Origin of the sequence: Loigolactobacillus zhaoyuanensis (genome assembly GCF_003946385.1) — a bacterium.
Lineage (GTDB): Bacteria > Bacillota > Bacilli > Lactobacillales > Lactobacillaceae > Loigolactobacillus > Loigolactobacillus zhaoyuanensis.
Map to the genome: position 1 here is coordinate 1 of NZ_RHOE01000059.1, position 15,133 is coordinate 15,133.

A 15,133-nucleotide genomic window follows, 5' to 3' on the forward strand; every position below is an offset into this window, starting at 1 on the left:
ACTAAATAGGCTATTAATGGTGTATGCACTCGAATCCTTCTTTCTGGATTTTCTTGTTGTTCGCACACCAAGAATACCAGAAAAAGACGTTCGGGTGTTTTTTAATATTCGGAAATTAATAACAAAAACGAGGTACGTTTGACAGTACCCACTACGCATGGAGGTAAATAATATGCAATCTGCGGTTAAGCGTTGGACGATGTTGGCAGTTATCGGTTTATTTTTCTTCATGGTGATCGTTGACGGTAGTATCGTGGCCATCGCAATTCCGGATATTGCTCGTGATTTGGCGATCACCACTGGGGCAACGACTTTAATTATTTCTAGTTATTTGATCACTATTTGTGCCAGCTTATTACTTTTTGGCCAGATCGGTGATCAGTTTGGTCGTAGTCGAGTTTTTAAATGGGGCACCTTGATTTTCCTAGTGGGTTCATTTCTAGCGGGTTCAGGGGGTTCGCTGAGCATCGTTTTATTGGGTCGCTTCGTGCAAGGAATTGGCGCTAGTATGACGATGGCAAACAGTTATGCGTTAGTGACCGATATTTTTCCACCGGAACAATTAGGGCGGGCGTTTGGTATTGAGGGTATTTTTATTTCGTTAGGTGCTCTAGCAGGGCCAGGACTTGGTGGGCTGATTCTGGTACAACTACCATGGAATTACATTTTCTGGATAAATTTACCGTTAGGCTTGCTGTGTTTAATTGCGGAAGTGACTGTTTTTCCTAAAAGTCAGCAGCGCAGCAGCAGTAAAATCGATTGGTTAGGAGCGGCTAGCTTAGCTTTGGCTACCAGTGCTTTATATTTGGCCACGATGCAACTCAGGTATTGGTGGGTCATGATCTTGTTAATGGTAATTTTCAGTTATATTTTTTGGCGGGTCGAAAGTAAAATTGCCGTGCCGTTATTAGATTTTAAGATTTTTCGCTATCAATTATTTAGTCAAAGTTTGTTGGTCGCCTTTTTAAGTTTTATTGTGGCGTACTTCTTTACTATTTTGGCACCACTCTATTTACAGCTGGTGTTGCAATACTCGCCTGGGGTAACTGGTTTGTTGCTGATGGTAACGCCGATCGTGTCATTGGTGGCTTCTCCGCTAGCTGGATACATTTCTGATCGCTATGATCAACGACTGGAAATGACGATCGGGATGGCGATTTTGGTTGTGGCGCAATTAAGCTTAGCGTTTGCGACCGCGCGCTTTGAACCAACTTATTTTATCTTTAATTCAGTTTTGATCGCCGTGGGCACTGCTCTTTTTGGCACACCAAATAATGTGATCGTTATGCAAGCAGTACCCAATAAAATGCGCGGTCTAGCCGGCGCCACCAATTCGTTAGTTCGTGAGTTTGGCTTAGTTTTAGGCACAACCTTATCTACGCTGATTTTCTACCGCTTATTATCACTTTTTAGTCAACGGCAAGTCGATACAGCGTTAGGGATGGCGCGGCCAATTTTGCTCAAAGCTCAACGTGGGACTTATCTAGTCGCGCTGTTGTTATTATCAGTTGCGCTGTTTATTTTAATTTGGCACCGGAAAAAGGAGTTGACCAGCGATGGCAATCGATGAGCTGGATGGTTACATTCGCCGTTTTAATATTGTGGCACAAAAAAGTCGCCAGTATTTGAATCAGCAATTAAAAGATCTCAATTTAACCGCCAGCACCTATTTTTTTATTTTGAAAGTTGGTGAGCACGGGACATTGTCGCAGGAAGAATTATTTGATGTGCTTTACTTGAATCCAAGCAATGTGACCCGGCGGCTTAAACGCTTAATTGACCTAGGTTATATCGTTAAAGCAAAATCACCAGCTGATGGCCGCAGCCGTGTCATCAAACTAACGGCTCTAGGTCAGCGGCAATATGACCAATTGGTGCAACGGTTACCACAAATTAATCAAGCGTTGATTCAATCATTTGATCAGCAACAAGTCGCTATGTTACAGAACTTTTTAGGCAGCGTTGATCGTGATTTGAATCAGTTACTGTCAATCAAGGAGGACGAGCCAAATGACTAATCATGTATTGATCAAGCAACGGGCAATTCAGGCGTTGATCATTCCCAATAATTTTAAATTAGTGACTACGGAAACCCACCGTCGTAATCGAGAAGAGGTTCGGGTCGAACGCTATCAGATGACGCCTGAGTTCAGCCCCAATAATGCTCACATCACGCTAGTTTACGGGGCTGATGAGCGATTGATCAGTTACAATCGTTTCTATGTCGCCTTTGATCAGCTGACGTTACCGATCAAGGGTGATGTTATTCAGATAGCTGAACAAGTTTGGCAAACGGTTGACGCTGATTATGCGCGCGGGCTGCATTATATGCGTACCGATAAGCAACAGCGCTATTTTATCGATGATCAAGGAGTGCGCCAAGCGTTTGCTGTGCAATGGGTCAAGTTTGCGCATGATAATGGATCGTATAATTGGGCGTCGATTGGACCTGATGGACAGGTGATCGAGTTGGAGCGGGAATCACGTTGGGATTATTTCCGTTCTAGAAGAGCAACGGAAGAGTGGAATTATGATGATTGGGTATTGGCGCGCAACAACCAAGGCCCACAATTAGCGGCACCAGAAGCGTTGGCTTAATGATTTAACCAAAATTGAGGTGAGCTTAATGAATGATCGTGAATACGAAGACCTAATTTTGCAGCTGGGTAATTTACGCGAGCATGCTCGGCAGTTAGCGGAAACTGATTATATGACGGCGTTGTACAAAGGTTATAGTGCCTCGGGCCAAACTTTGGCGGAGATCAACGAAGAAATCAGTTCAACTGACGAATCAATTATGGCGCTAGAACGGCGTTTAGACGATGATGAAGTGGACTATGAATAAAATAATGACCGTCGATCTAATCCAGTTTGGCTGGAAGCAGAGCTAGTGAGCTTACATTCCGTCACCAGTGGACGGAAAAATAGATCTCGCCAGCCACGCAAAGTTCTAAATGGCATAAATCGCCATTAAGAACTATCGGCACATCTGCAACTTGAACTTGGCGGTTTCTGCCATAGTTCAATCGACGTCGGGAAGCCGGCTCTGTTTAGCGAAGATGATCTAAAAATTAATACTTGCTAAATAGTGTTTCAAAAATCGAGTGACAGTGGTCCACTGGCGCCTCCATTCTAGCAGGCCATGGTTGAACGTTCGATTATTGATTGTTTAGGTGGCAAAGCTAGTGATAATTCAGAATACAAAACACCGGTAAAACAGTTTTATGACTGCTTACCGGTGTTTTTATGCGCATATAACCTACTTTAAACCTACGAATCACCAATAATCATCGGTTAATCCTAATTGAGCTAACTAAATGTTTAACCCAATCCATGAAATAGTGATCTAGCGCTGTCAAGGTGAAATGGAGGCGCTGGCGTATCACTGTCGCTCGTTCTTAATAACACTATTTACAAGTATCGCAATTAGTACTTATTTGCTAAACAGAACGTTCTTCCCGTTGTCGATTGGACTATTGCCGAAGTACGGCAAGTCCCAAGTCGCAGCTGTGTCGATGGTACTTGGTGACCGATTTATGGTCGCCTAGTACCATGCGCGATTGGCAAGATCCATTTTCTTTTCCAATGAGTTTAATTGGAAAGAAAATTAGCTTGCCACCGTGCCACGCGTTCCATACGCCAGCACCGGAATGGCACCAAACTAACTCTGCCTACGAATTAATACAGAAAAATTTCAGAATGAATTTCAAATTTAGGGGCTAGCAGGCTTTTTATTTGCGATTATCCTTAAGTTGCACCACCACGCGAAATTGGCGTTCGGGATGGGTCTCCTTATTCATATACTGAATTCGGGCTTCTAAAAAGTCGCCGTAGCCGAAATATAGCAGTTTGCTGATGAATTCATTTTTAGCCGCTGGTACGTAACCTAGTTTGTGTTTGTGGTAGTAGATTGCGACGGCTTCACCATCTACTGGGTTATCGGACTCGGCGATAAGCGTGACGGGTTTACCGAGCGTTAATTCATCGATCACATCGAGGCCATCATGATAAGTAAAGCCAGCAATGTGAAAATCAAGTAAGTGGCGACTAGGTTCGTATTTAGGCCGGAATGGTTTATCTTTTGCCATGATCAAAGCACCTCACATCATATTTTGATTCAAGCATAGCATGATACCGCTTCACTTACCAATACTAATTATGGCGGCATAATTTAAGTCGATTGATTATTTTCAAATAGGGTTATAAGTTGTAACATAAACGGTATGGTTTAATTTTTGTGAAGTAGGGAAGCGACTTTTTTGTCAAAGCATAATATTATTATCGTTACTTGTGCGTTGCTGCTATCCAACGCTATGAGCGGTTTGGATAATACGATCATCAATACAGCTTTACCGGCGATCATTTCTGATCTGCATGGGATCGAAATGATGGGCTGGATCGTTGCTGTATTCTTGTTGGGCACCGCGGTCAGCACACCGTTATGGAGTAAACTCGGCGAGCATATCGGTAATAAGCGCAGTTATCAACTAGCAGCGTTATTTTTTGTTGTTGGGGCGTTACTCCAGGGACTAGCACCGAATATTGTTTTTCTGATCATTGCCCGGACGATTGCCGGCATTGGCAACGGCGGGATGGTGTCATTGCCGTACATTATCTACGCGCGGATGTTCGCTAACCCACGTAAACGGATGCAAGTCCTGGGCTTGGTCTCCGCCAGTTATAGCATGGCAACGATCATTGGGCCACTGGTGGGTGGTTATATTGTGGACACATTTAGCTGGCACTGGATCTTTTACTTAAATGTACCGATTGGCTTGATCTCAGCGGTATTAGTCCAAATTTATTATCATGTGCAGCCGGTAACACAACAAAATAAACCAATTGATTACCGTGGGGCAATTTTGATGACATTGGGTTTGGTCAGTTTGCTGGCGGGGATCGAGATGATCGGCAGTGCTAATGCAGCCATTATTATTGGTGCGTTAGTCTTAGCGGTCGTTTGTTTAGGCGGAATGATCCGTTTAGAAAAAAATGCGATCGATCCAATTATTCCCAGTCGACTATTTAAAAATCGTGCCTTAATGATTGATTTTGCGTTATTCACCTTAATTTGGGGCGCCTTTGTCGGCTTTTTGATCTACAGTCCAATGTGGGCGCAAGGATTGCTGGGGACCACCGCCTTAATTGGTGGTGCCACCCAGATCCCCAGTTCAGTGACTGATTTTATTGGTTCCGGCTCAGTGGCACCACTACGAAAATATTTTTCGCCGCAAAAAGTGATCGGTTTAGGAATTATCACCTTAACCATCGCGTTTGTGTTATTGTTAATTTTAGGTGTGCGCACGCCATATTGGCTACTATTAGTGGCAGCAGCATTTGAAGGCTTTGGTAACGGGGCTTGCTTTAATGAGCTTCAGGTAAAAGTTCAACAAGATGCCGCGCAAAATGATGTCCCCGTCGCAACCTCATTTAGTTTTTTGATCCGCATGTTAAGTCAGACTTTTACCGCTTCGATTTTTGGATTGCTCATGAATCATGCGCTGCGCAGTGGTGTCGCTGCAGCGGGCGGTAAAATTACAATGAAGATGATGAATAAATTAAGCGACGCCTCCAACCTTGCCACGCTACCAGCTAAGCTGATTCCGCAGATGCGCGTGATTTTACATAATGGCTTACAACATATTATGTTATTATCATTAGTGTTGATGCTGGTAGCTTTAGCCATTAATATTTGGGCACAGCATTTGGAGCAACAAGCACGGTTACATCCATAAAAATAAGCACTATTGAGAAAGAGGCTGATCACTTGGCACTACCAATGACCATCACTATTTTATTTGTTACGGGGATCGTTGCCGGTTTGCTTTCATCAATTGCAGGATTGGCCTCTTTAGTTTCTTATCCGGTCCTGTTGTTGCTAGGCGTACCACCAATTAGCGCTAACACCACCAATACTGCCGCACTGATCTTTACGGGTGTGGGTTCCAGCATATCCTCGGTTAAAGAATTACAACACAATCAGCGGGACATGTGGCAAGTTACCGCATACGCACTAATTGGTGGGATACTAGGTAGTATCTTGTTAGTTTTTGCCCCGGAAACGACTTTTGCACGGGTTGTGCCATTTCTAGTTTTTAGCGCTGGCGTTTTGATGCTTTGGTCGCAATTTAGAAAACCGCCTAAGCAGACCGCTGATCCCAATCGCCGCTCTGTTAAGTTGCTTAAAAATATGGCGGTACTTTTGGTGGGGATCTATATTGGCTATTTTGGCGCTTCAGCTGGGATGATCTTGTTGTCCATTTTAATTGTGACGCTGAACAAATCCTTTGCGGTCACCAACGCCATCAAAAATTTTGCTTCCTTCGTTACCAACGTGATGTCGTTAGTGATCTATACTTTTACGACTAAAGTTTATTGGTGGATGGTGTTGCCGATGGGAATCGGGATGTTTATTGGTGGCTACTTGGGGCCAGTGGTTATTCGTTACATACCAGCACGGCCATTGCGGATCGTTATCGCATTCGCTGCCTTTGGGTTAGCGGGCTCGTTATTCTATTCGGCGTACTTTTAAAGTGAAAAGATCATTAAAATAGGCGTACTTAATAAAAAATCCGCAAGTGAGTAAATAGAGTATTCGCTAGAAATAAAGTGAAGCAGTTTATTTAGTTATTAAAATAACGAATTGTCGGGGGACATGAAGTATACTGCTTACCTGAGATGATTGCGGTAGATGTACTTAAAGCTGTGATTCTGAGTGTTGTTAGTTTCAAAAGTCAGTGGGTTGAACCCGCTGGCTTTTTTGGTACACAAAAACCGCCATCGATTGGGATAGCGGTACCGGCTACGTTTACTGGTTGATAAGACCAGAAGGAATAGCATCCATTTATTACCTGATGTGGAAAAGTAGACCATAGTTCTGACTGATGCCACACAAAAATCGTCAGCGGTTGGACACGACGTTTACTGATTGAAGCATCCTTATTCCATTTAGCAATTACATTTATAGCATGGATTTATACAAAAAATACAAAAAAACCAACGCCCTATAAACGTTGGTCTGACAAACTTGATTCAATTAAGCGGGTGACGAGAATCGGACTCGCGACCTCAGCTTGGGAAGCTGGAATTTTACCACTAAACTACACCCGCAATTTCAACTATTTTAGTATAGCATATCTAAATTAGTGTCGCTAGTCCTATTTGGATTTTCATACATTTTATTACCGATGCACGCAATCTGGATCGGACCGCCAATTTTCCGAATCTGTGGATGTGTTTCGATCAGGTGAGTCAACTTAGCTGGAAGTTCTGCGGCTAATTGTGTAATCGGCAGGTTCCGACTAGCATTACAGTAAGCGTGATTAAAATAATCAACTGCTTGTGGTTGGCCGATTGCAGTATAATTAGTCATCGCTAGTGAATGCTGTGTGATCTGCCAAATTGAACTGCCCGTAGCCATGATAAAGTCGTTATTGGCTAGATCAGTGGTGCTGATTTCCTGTTGTAACACCATTGCCAGCTTGCGATCAGCTAAATCAGGGTGTCGTGCAGCAAAATTAAGGAGAAATTCTTTAACGGTTAGCCAGTGATAATCGAATTTAAGGTTATATTGACCGGCAGTAGCGACTAAACAATTATTGACCCGGAAAATTTTCTGCGTGTGGTCACTGGTGACATGTAAGTGATGATCAAGCGGCATGGTCAGCCGCGAATCAGTGGCGATGATGCTGCCAGAAAAGTTACTAATGCCGATTGCAATTGTCATGGCTGGCCTCCTTTTTGTGTTGATTCTAAGTAGAGTAATTTTTCCTGCTATTTATCTCGTCTATGCATATTTCTGTTATTGGTGATTACTTCTAACGTATAATAAAGTTATAAAAAACGAAAGAGGTGCCTTATATGTATGAACGCATTTTAGTACCGCTGGACGGTAGTCGTAACGCTGAAGTCGCATTGAAAGAAGCAATTGACCTGGCGCAAAAATTTAGCTCTGAGTTGTTTATTACGTCGATCATTAATGAACAGCAATTTGTCGCTTATGGTTATGGTATGGCCGCACCAACGAATTTTTATTCGGAAATGCGGGAACGTTCCCAACGCATTCTGGATGAAGCTGAAACTAAAATTAAAGACAAAGGGATCAAAGCGACAACGATTTTAACTAATGGTAATCCAAAAAAAGCAATCGCGCTAGAATTGCCTGAGGAATACAAAATTGACTTAACAGTCATGGGTAAAAGCGGTGTCGATGCTTTATCGCGAATCATGTTAGGTTCGACCACTAGTTATGTGGTGCAGCATAGCACGACTAAAGTGTTAGTTGTTAACGATGAAGATGATGACGACAAATAAGTAATTAGTGCCTAAGTCAATTCGACTTAGGCGTTTTTTTATAACCAGAGTAAAATGAAAACGATGGTGGCGGGTAAAAGCTGTATCATAAAAATTTTTTTAGTTGCCGTAAAACCGCCATAAGTTGCGACGATCATGACAAATAGCATCAGTAACCTAAGTACAGCGGCCAAGGGGCTGCCGCTGAAAAAGAATAGGCTGCTAATGATCAATAAACCCAAGGCACCGTTATAAATACCTTGATTGGCCAGCGCAATTTGTGCATTGGGTAATTTGACAAAATTAAGTCGCATATCCAATGCTTTGGCCTGTGTTTTCGGTCCAGCAAACATTTCTAAACCCATGATACCGAGGTGCTCTAGGCCAACTAAGCCAGCTAATATCAGTGTGAATATGGTCATCTTTTTACCTCCAAATAGGTGCTTATTTTTCATTATAAGCTAGTCGCGAGCAGGACGCGAATTTTACGTTAGCGAATGGTTTTATATTAAAATCACCTTGACCAATTGGCTGTGAAAATGCTAAACTATTTAAGTGCTCAAAATGAGCTTTTGCCGCTGTGGCGGAATTGGCAGACGCGCAGCATTCAGGGTGCTGTTTCCTTCGGGAAGTACAGGTTCGACCCCTGCCAGCGGCATTTTAGAACAAATAAGAACAAAATATATTTTTAAGGAATACCGTTAAACTAACGTTTAGCGGTATTTTTTTGTTTTTAGAATAAGCTAGAAAAGACCCTTATTTACAAGGTCTGCACACAATCTGCAACAACTCACACACAAAAAATATTAACGTGATTGCTTATTTAATGCGGGTTTATCGGATGCTTTTGGCTCGGCTGTAATTTGTCCCAGTACATTTTCGATTTCAATATCTGTTTTTGCTTTGTACTCATCGATCAAATATGAGTAAACTCGGCTGGTAGTTCCAATATCAGAATGACCGAGGTGTTTCGATATTGCATACAGATCGATTTGCTGTGCGAGCAGGTAAGCCACATGCGTATGGCGTAATGAATGGAAATGAAATCCACTTATGTCTATATCGGTATAAATGTAAGCGTTGTAACTCCGATACTAAGGGGTTACAACGCTTTTTTATGTGCACCGATGTTATAATACGGGTAGTTATACAATTTAATTGTGAAGGAGTGCCATGTTTCTTGCGGTACGGACTTTGCCAAAAGAATGGACATCGTACGAAACATACGAGGCTATTAGTGGTTTTGACTAATAGCTTACTTTAATTGTGAAGGAGTGCCATGAATGCAAAAGATTACGGAAGCTTTGGTGCGGCAAGTGATTCAGCCGCGGTCGCAGGAAAGTCATAAAGGCAGTTTTGGGCGTGTATTAACGATCGGCGGCAACCAGAATTTTGGCGGTGCGATCATTATGAGTACTAGTGCAGCAGTCTATAGTGGCGCTGGTTTGGTGACTTGTGCCACTGCGCCGCAGAATTTTGTCAGTTTACATGCGCGGCTACCGGAAGCGATGGTGGTGGATTATCAGGATCAAGCAATGTTGGCCGAGTTGATACCGCAGATGGATGTGCTGGTGATCGGGCCAGGATTAGGCGTCGATACCACTGCCTTAGCAATTTTAAAATTCGTTTTCACTCAGGTGCAGCCGCACCAAAATTTGATCATTGATGGCTCGGCGATCACTTTGGTGGCACAAGAACGCTTAACGTTACCGACGGCGCAAATTATTTTCACACCGCACCAAATGGAATGGCAGCGGCTATCTGGACTCGCTTTAGCTGAGCAAACGCCGGCTAAAAATCAAGTCGCTCAGCAAAAATTAGCCGCAACCGTGATCGTAAAATCACATCGGACGGAAGTTTATTTGCCGTCAGCTGCGTGGCAAAATCCAGTGGGGTCGGCGGCCATGGCTACTGGTGGGATGGGCGACTGTTTGACTGGTATTATAGCTGGTTTTTTGGCTCAGTTCACTACTCAGCGTGAAGCGGCGATTTTGGCGGCGGTTTATGCGCATAGTCAAATCAGTGACCAGTTAGCCCAGCGCCAGTACGTAACCTTGCCAACACAGATCATTGATGCGTTACCGCAATACATGGCGCGGATGAGTCGCTAAATTCACGTGACGAATAATAAGTAACGTGCTATACTACAACTAAATTAAAAACGAAACGAGGGATCTGTGCGTTGAGAAACTAAGTCAATTTGTAAAGCTGTTCAACTTTAACCGTCATTTTACGGGTGAGGTCTGCAGATTTTCAGAATTGGCGAGGTAACTTAATGCGTGGGTTCCTTTTTGTGTGCGTATTTTTGGGCTAATTCGGGAATCAGTCATTTATATATGAGGTGATTTTATGTCTAAAATTGAAATTAAAAATTTAACCTTTGGCTACGATGGTCAAGCACAACCGTTATTTAAACAAGCTAATTTTTTGTTGGATAGTCAGTGGAAGCTGGGTTTGGTTGGGCGCAACGGCCGTGGCAAAACAACGTTGCTACGCTTGTTGCAAGGAGAATTGCCCTATCAAGGGACGATTCAGCAGCACCAGCAATTTAGTTATTTTCCACAGTCGATTCGTGATCAAAGTCAGTTGACTAACGACGTATTGGCAGAAATCAGTACGGCTGAGCAGTGGCAGATCGAGCGGGAAATGCGGCAGCTTGGTTTAGCGCCGGACTTATTGTGGCGGCCGTTTAGCACGCTATCTGGTGGCGAGCAAACCAAAGTGTTGCTGGCTGTGTTATTTACTGCAACGGGTGCGTTTCCGTTGATCGATGAGCCGACGAATCACTTGGATTTGCGTGGCCGGCAGCAAGTTGCCGCTTATTTACAGCAACAACGGCAAGGCTTTATTGTGGTCAGTCATGATCGGCATTTTCTCAACCAAGTCACGGATCATACCTTGGCGATCGAGAAAAGCCAAATCAGTAGTTATCAAGGCAACTTTGCCACTTACGAGGCCCAGAAACAGCTTAGCGACAGCTTTGAACAGGCACAAAATAGTAAATTGAAAAAAGATATTGGGCGCTTGAAACAAACTGCAGCCGAAAAGGCCAAATGGTCACAATCCCAGGAAGGCGACAAATATGGTGATCCGCGTAAAAAAGGTAGTGGCGCTGTTTACGATACTGGCTTTATTGGGGCGCGGGCAGCGCGGACAATGAAACGGTCCAAGCATCTGGCGCAGCGCATGGAAACTGAGATCAGTGAAAAGGAACAATTATTACAGAATATTGAGCAAGTCGATCCACTGACGATGGCGTTTCAACCCAGCCACCAGCAACGATTATTAACGGTGGCACAATTGCAATTAGGTTACGCGCAGCCACTATTTCAGCCACTCAATTTTGAGTTGTTGCAAGGTCAGCGTTTAGCGTTGATCGGGCCAAACGGTGCGGGCAAATCAACCGTGGTGCACCAACTATTGCATCAATTCAACGGTACGGTTCAGGGAACGATCCAACAGCCACAACAGTTAAAAATCAGTTACGTTCGCCAAAATTATACTGATAACCGCGGCATGCTAACCGAATTTGCGACTACACAGGGGCTGGATTACACAATGTTTCTGAATAATTTGCATAAACTAGGCATGCCGCGGGACGTTTTTAATACGCCGATCGAATTAATGAGTATGGGGCAACGTAAAAAAGTCGAATTGGCCAAATCATTGTCGTTGCCAGCAGAGTTGTACATTTGGGATGAGCCGTTGAACTATTTGGACGTTTTCAATCAAGAACAGTTGGAACAGTTGATTCTGGCCGTGCAGCCAACGATGCTGCTGATCGAGCATGATCAGGCTTTTATTGACCACGTGGCCACGCAGGTGGTGACACTAAAAAAGGCAGACAATTAATGTCCGCCTTTTTTACTACTCTAAATGTTGTTCCCGTGATCGCAGAAAACTTTCCAGCGCGGCATCTAAATCAATGTCGTTAGCATCAGCCAAAGCGCTTAGCCACCAAATTGATTCAGCAATTTTGTAATCTAGTGAAAATTCATGATCGTTTGTTGGCCAGCTGCCTTGTTTCGCCATGACCAAGCGACCAACGAGACCAGCGTCGGTGAGAAACGCCAGCGCATCCTGTTCAGTGGACCAAGGCTGACCGTCCTGCTTGATTTCCAGTTCATGATAGGCGGTGCGAATTTTGCGTGCGCGGGTGCTGAGTTCATTGATTTCCATTTGGGACCTCGATTTTAATTTATTTTTGGCGCCGTAAAACAAGGCGTTTTTTTGTGTGTCTATTAAGTATAGACCATTAATTGGCTCGTGGCTTTTATTTTAACGACGGCAGCTTAAAATTTTTCTGCCACAGACGAATTAAATCGAGTATAATGGAGATTAGAATGTACTAAGAAAGTAGGGAATGTTTTGCGGGAAGATTTTAATCAAATTGTTAAAAAAATTGCGGTGTCGGATATTCGCCAGTTCGATAATGAGGTCAGTCAAGTTCCAGGGATGGTTAAATTGACCTTAGGTGAGCCTGATTTTAATACGCCAGAACACGTTAAGCAGGCAGCCATCAAGGCAATTGAAGATAACCAGTCGCATTATACGCCTAATCCTGGGATCCCAGCATTGCGGGAAGCAGCAGCAGCGTATTATAATGAGAAATTCAATTGGCATTATCAGGCAGAAAATGTGATCACAACAGTTGGGGCCACCGAAGGCATCGCAACAGCGTTACAGACATTGGTCAACCCAGACGATGTCGTGATCATCCCCACACCGATTTTCCCAATTTATATTCCGGATACGTTATTAAACCACGGTCAAGTTGTTTTTATCGATACCAGTGCTGATGGCTTTGTTTTGACACCAGAACGTTTGGCGGCAACGATTGAAGCTCAAGGTGATAAAACAGTTAAAGCTTTGGTATTGAACTATCCCAATAATCCAACTGGGGTCACGTATAATCATGACGAATTAGCTGGTTTGGCTAAAGTGATCAAAAAGTACCAACTTTGGGTAGTCAGTGATGAAATTTACGCTGAATTATCTTACGGTGAACCACATGAATCACTGGCTAACTTTATTCCGGAGCAAGTGATCGTGGTCAACGGCTTATCCAAGTCCCACGCAATGACCGGCTGGCGGGTCGGTTTCTTGTTGGCCCCTAAAAAAGTGACCGATGAAATGATCAAGGCCCATCAATATATGGTCACGGCACCGGTAACCATGGTGCAGTATGCTGCACTGGAAGCGATGACTAATGGTAAGGAAGACAGCCAAGTTATGGCGAAACAGTACATCGAACGCCGTGATTATCTGATTAAATCACTAGAACCACTGGGCTTTGAAATGGCGCGACCAGATGGTGCTTTCTATTTGTTCGCTAAAATTCCAGCTAACTGTCCCCAAGATTCGTGGACCTTTGTCCGTGAATTGGCAAAAACACAAAAACTAGCACTGATCCCAGGCATCTCCTTTGGTGCCGGCGGTGAAGGCTACGTGCGGATCAGTTACGCCGCGAGCATGGCAAACTTGCAAAAAGCAGTTGAACGATTGACGGCATTTGTGCAAGCACATTAAGGATATTAAAATAACGCTAACCAATTTGGTCAGCGTTATTTTTTTTAAATCAGGTGGGCCAAGAACGTACCGCCATAAACTAAAACGTAGCTGTAAGCTAAGATCGACGCGGGTTTCCCTAATAAAATGATGAGTGTGAATGTTTTGAATGACATTTTCGTCAAACCAGCTAGTAAACATAAGACATCATCTGGCGCCACCGGTAAGAAAATGGCTAGGGCGAAAAGCTTGGTGAACCGATTTTGGTTAGTGATACGGCCGATATAGCGATCATAAGTTTTTTGACTGATCAAATGATGAATTAACGGCGTGCCGAAGCGCCGACCTAGGGCAAAAGCAACCAGTGAGCCTAGCACAATGCCGATATAGTTGTAGACGAAGCCTTCAACCGGCCCAAAAATTAAGACACCGGCGGCTAAGCTGACACCGCCGGGGATGATTGGAATCACGACTTGTACGATCTGCAGACCAATAAACAGTAAGGGGCCAAAAAATTCGGCGTGGCTAACTAATCCTTGTAAGGCTGCGGTATTTTTAAAAACGCCCAAGTGAAAACAATAAATTGTGAACCAAATTGAGATGCCTAAGCCGGCTAGTGAGACAATATTAAGCAGTCGACGCGAAGTTACGGTACTCATACGCAGGTCCTCCATTAATTAAATTACTAAAAGTTATACCATATTTTAACTGATTTGACGACAATAACACTTCAGTCAAAAGTCGGAAATTTTGGTTGGCTTACGGCTGATTTAGCTTTTTAATTTAAATTAAATTAAAAAATAAGGTTGACAGTTACTTAAAAAAGATTAATAATTAATTTTAATTTAATAGATAGTGTTGAAGAGAAGAGTAGATCAGGTAACTTTTTCCAGCAAGTACGGTTGATGTGAGCGTACAAAAGTGAACTGATCGAAGATGAGCTCTGAGCTGATCGTGGGTTAACGCCTGCGATTCGTTTCGCAAGCGATATATTTGCCCAGTATAATCAGCCTTACTTTAACTGAGTTAGCGTGCTGACGTACTGTTTGAGGTGACTATCGTGAGGTAGTGACAAATTAGGGTGGTAACACGAATGCGTTCGTCCCTGGATTTTCGGATCCAGGTGCGAGCGCATTTTTTTATTTGTTGTGTGAATTGAAAAGGAGGTGGTGCGCTTTGGCTGGCTGAAGTGAACCCCAAATATTGGACGAAACTTTAAGCGACTTTCTGGGTGGTAAGAACACGGTATTTAACCGGGCTCTTACCACCCAGTTTTGTTTTGATTCGTGTGACATTATAATATTGAATCCAGTTCGATACGGCTAAAGTTAAT

General features: G+C 43.4%; 16 protein-coding genes, 2 tRNA genes and 1 pseudogene. 11 read left to right on the plus strand and 8 right to left on the minus strand.

Going from position 1 to position 15,133, the window contains the following annotated elements:
- The first annotated feature begins 172 nt into the window (after positions 1-172).
- The 4 genes from EKM76_RS10370 to EKM76_RS10385 are packed head-to-tail and all read left to right on the plus strand — an operon-like array spanning position 173 to position 2,845.
- Positions 173-1,570, plus strand: coding sequence for an MFS transporter (locus EKM76_RS10370; RefSeq protein WP_125550595.1), 1,398 nt, complete (start codon positions 173-175; stop codon positions 1,568-1,570).
- The gene (locus EKM76_RS10375) at positions 1,557-2,018 is read left to right on the plus strand and encodes a MarR family winged helix-turn-helix transcriptional regulator (protein ID WP_125550596.1); all 462 of its coding nucleotides are present in this window, start codon (positions 1,557-1,559) and stop codon (positions 2,016-2,018) included. The genes EKM76_RS10370 and EKM76_RS10375 overlap by 14 nt, the downstream gene beginning before the upstream one ends.
- A complete protein-coding gene (locus EKM76_RS10380) occupies positions 2,011-2,598 on the plus strand; it encodes a hypothetical protein (protein ID WP_125550597.1) in 588 nt (195 codons plus the stop codon). The genes EKM76_RS10375 and EKM76_RS10380 overlap by 8 nt, the downstream gene beginning before the upstream one ends.
- Positions 2,599-2,626: 28 nt before the next feature.
- The gene (locus tag EKM76_RS10385; RefSeq protein ID WP_125550598.1) at positions 2,627-2,845 is read left to right on the plus strand and encodes a hypothetical protein; all 219 of its coding nucleotides are present in this window, start codon (positions 2,627-2,629) and stop codon (positions 2,843-2,845) included.
- 886 nt (positions 2,846-3,731) lie between these two features.
- On the opposite strand, the gene EKM76_RS10390 is transcribed toward EKM76_RS10385, so the two are convergent.
- Positions 3,732-4,088: an HIRAN domain-containing protein gene (locus EKM76_RS10390; protein ID WP_125550599.1), complete on the minus strand. Its 357-nt coding sequence runs from the start codon at positions 4,086-4,088 to the stop codon at positions 3,732-3,734.
- 171 nt (positions 4,089-4,259) lie between these two features.
- Between EKM76_RS10390 and EKM76_RS10395 the strand changes: the two genes are divergently transcribed.
- Together EKM76_RS10395 and EKM76_RS10400 are read left to right on the plus strand one after the other, a co-directional pair.
- Positions 4,260-5,735, plus strand: a complete 1,476-nt coding sequence (locus EKM76_RS10395; RefSeq protein WP_125550600.1) for an MFS transporter — start codon at positions 4,260-4,262, stop codon at positions 5,733-5,735.
- 32 nt (positions 5,736-5,767) lie between these two features.
- Positions 5,768-6,532, plus strand: coding sequence for a sulfite exporter TauE/SafE family protein (locus tag EKM76_RS10400; RefSeq protein WP_125550601.1), 765 nt, complete (start codon positions 5,768-5,770; stop codon positions 6,530-6,532).
- Positions 6,533-7,039: 507 nt separating this feature from the next.
- On the opposite strand, the gene EKM76_RS10405 is transcribed toward EKM76_RS10400, so the two are convergent.
- A tRNA-Gly gene (locus EKM76_RS10405) sits at positions 7,040-7,110 on the minus strand.
- 13 nt (positions 7,111-7,123) lie between these two features.
- On the minus strand, positions 7,124-7,726 hold the full coding sequence (locus EKM76_RS10410) for an Ntn hydrolase family protein (protein ID WP_191986917.1): 603 nt from the start codon (positions 7,724-7,726) through the stop codon (positions 7,124-7,126).
- A 134-nt stretch (positions 7,727-7,860) separates the two neighbouring features.
- Here EKM76_RS10410 and EKM76_RS10415 point away from each other — a divergent pair, with 134 nt between their 5' ends.
- Positions 7,861-8,313 (plus strand): universal stress protein, encoded by a 453-nt coding sequence (locus EKM76_RS10415; RefSeq protein WP_125550602.1) that lies wholly within the window; start codon positions 7,861-7,863, stop codon positions 8,311-8,313.
- Positions 8,314-8,351: 38 nt separating this feature from the next.
- On the opposite strand, the gene EKM76_RS10420 is transcribed toward EKM76_RS10415, so the two are convergent.
- The gene (locus tag EKM76_RS10420) at positions 8,352-8,714 is read right to left on the minus strand and encodes a DUF1304 domain-containing protein (protein WP_125550603.1); all 363 of its coding nucleotides are present in this window, start codon (positions 8,712-8,714) and stop codon (positions 8,352-8,354) included.
- Positions 8,715-8,866: 152 nt separating this feature from the next.
- Between EKM76_RS10420 and EKM76_RS10425 the strand changes: the two genes are divergently transcribed.
- Positions 8,867-8,950, plus strand: a tRNA-Leu gene (locus tag EKM76_RS10425).
- A 148-nt stretch (positions 8,951-9,098) separates the two neighbouring features.
- On the opposite strand, the pseudogene EKM76_RS10430 reads toward EKM76_RS10425, so the two are convergent.
- Positions 9,099-9,353, minus strand: a pseudogene (locus EKM76_RS10430) (tyrosine-type recombinase/integrase); the annotation flags it as partial.
- Positions 9,354-9,575: 222 nt separating this feature from the next.
- On the opposite strand from EKM76_RS10430, the gene EKM76_RS10435 reads away from it, so the two are divergent.
- Together EKM76_RS10435 and abc-f are read left to right on the plus strand one after the other, a co-directional pair.
- Positions 9,576-10,403 (plus strand): NAD(P)H-hydrate dehydratase, encoded by an 828-nt coding sequence (locus tag EKM76_RS10435; protein WP_125550605.1) that lies wholly within the window; start codon positions 9,576-9,578, stop codon positions 10,401-10,403.
- Between the two features lie 238 nt (positions 10,404-10,641).
- On the plus strand, positions 10,642-12,144 hold the full coding sequence (abc-f, locus tag EKM76_RS10440; RefSeq protein ID WP_125550606.1) for a ribosomal protection-like ABC-F family protein: 1,503 nt from the start codon (positions 10,642-10,644) through the stop codon (positions 12,142-12,144).
- 15 nt (positions 12,145-12,159) lie between these two features.
- Here the strand turns inward: abc-f and EKM76_RS10445 are convergent, their stop codons facing one another.
- The gene (locus tag EKM76_RS10445) at positions 12,160-12,471 is read right to left on the minus strand and encodes a nucleoside triphosphate pyrophosphohydrolase family protein (protein ID WP_125550607.1); all 312 of its coding nucleotides are present in this window, start codon (positions 12,469-12,471) and stop codon (positions 12,160-12,162) included.
- Between the two features lie 189 nt (positions 12,472-12,660).
- Here EKM76_RS10445 and EKM76_RS10450 point away from each other — a divergent pair, with 189 nt between their 5' ends.
- Entirely contained in the window at positions 12,661-13,821 is a 1,161-nt protein-coding gene (locus EKM76_RS10450; RefSeq protein WP_125550608.1) for a pyridoxal phosphate-dependent aminotransferase, read from the plus strand.
- Positions 13,822-13,865: 44 nt separating this feature from the next.
- Here EKM76_RS10450 and EKM76_RS10455 read toward each other — a convergent pair whose 3' ends face one another.
- Both EKM76_RS10455 and EKM76_RS10460 read right to left on the minus strand, forming a co-directional pair.
- On the minus strand, positions 13,866-14,459 hold the full coding sequence (locus EKM76_RS10455) for a TVP38/TMEM64 family protein (RefSeq protein WP_125550609.1): 594 nt from the start codon (positions 14,457-14,459) through the stop codon (positions 13,866-13,868).
- Between the two features lie 556 nt (positions 14,460-15,015).
- On the minus strand, positions 15,016-15,133 hold a 118-nt coding region (locus tag EKM76_RS10460; protein ID WP_164507606.1), incomplete at its 5' end, for an IS3 family transposase.

Coding starts and splice junctions, on each gene's coding strand:
- EKM76_RS10370 (WP_125550595.1), top strand. CDS start 173: ATGCAATCTGCGGTTAAGCGTTGGACGATGTTGGCAGTTATCGGTTTA.
- EKM76_RS10375 (WP_125550596.1), top strand. CDS start 1,557: ATGGCAATCGATGAGCTGGATGGTTACATTCGCCGTTTTAATATTGTG.
- EKM76_RS10380 (WP_125550597.1), top strand. CDS start 2,011: ATGACTAATCATGTATTGATCAAGCAACGGGCAATTCAGGCGTTGATC.
- EKM76_RS10385 (WP_125550598.1), top strand. CDS start 2,627: ATGAATGATCGTGAATACGAAGACCTAATTTTGCAGCTGGGTAATTTA.
- EKM76_RS10390 (WP_125550599.1), bottom strand. CDS start 4,088: ATGGCAAAAGATAAACCATTCCGGCCTAAATACGAACCTAGTCGCCAC.
- EKM76_RS10410 (WP_191986917.1), bottom strand. CDS start 7,726: ATGACAATTGCAATCGGCATTAGTAACTTTTCTGGCAGCATCATCGCC.
- EKM76_RS10415 (WP_125550602.1), top strand. CDS start 7,861: ATGTATGAACGCATTTTAGTACCGCTGGACGGTAGTCGTAACGCTGAA.
- EKM76_RS10420 (WP_125550603.1), bottom strand. CDS start 8,714: ATGACCATATTCACACTGATATTAGCTGGCTTAGTTGGCCTAGAGCAC.
- EKM76_RS10435 (WP_125550605.1), top strand. CDS start 9,576: ATGCAAAAGATTACGGAAGCTTTGGTGCGGCAAGTGATTCAGCCGCGG.
- abc-f (WP_125550606.1), top strand. CDS start 10,642: ATGTCTAAAATTGAAATTAAAAATTTAACCTTTGGCTACGATGGTCAA.
- EKM76_RS10445 (WP_125550607.1), bottom strand. CDS start 12,471: ATGGAAATCAATGAACTCAGCACCCGCGCACGCAAAATTCGCACCGCC.
- EKM76_RS10455 (WP_125550609.1), bottom strand. CDS start 14,459: ATGAGTACCGTAACTTCGCGTCGACTGCTTAATATTGTCTCACTAGCC.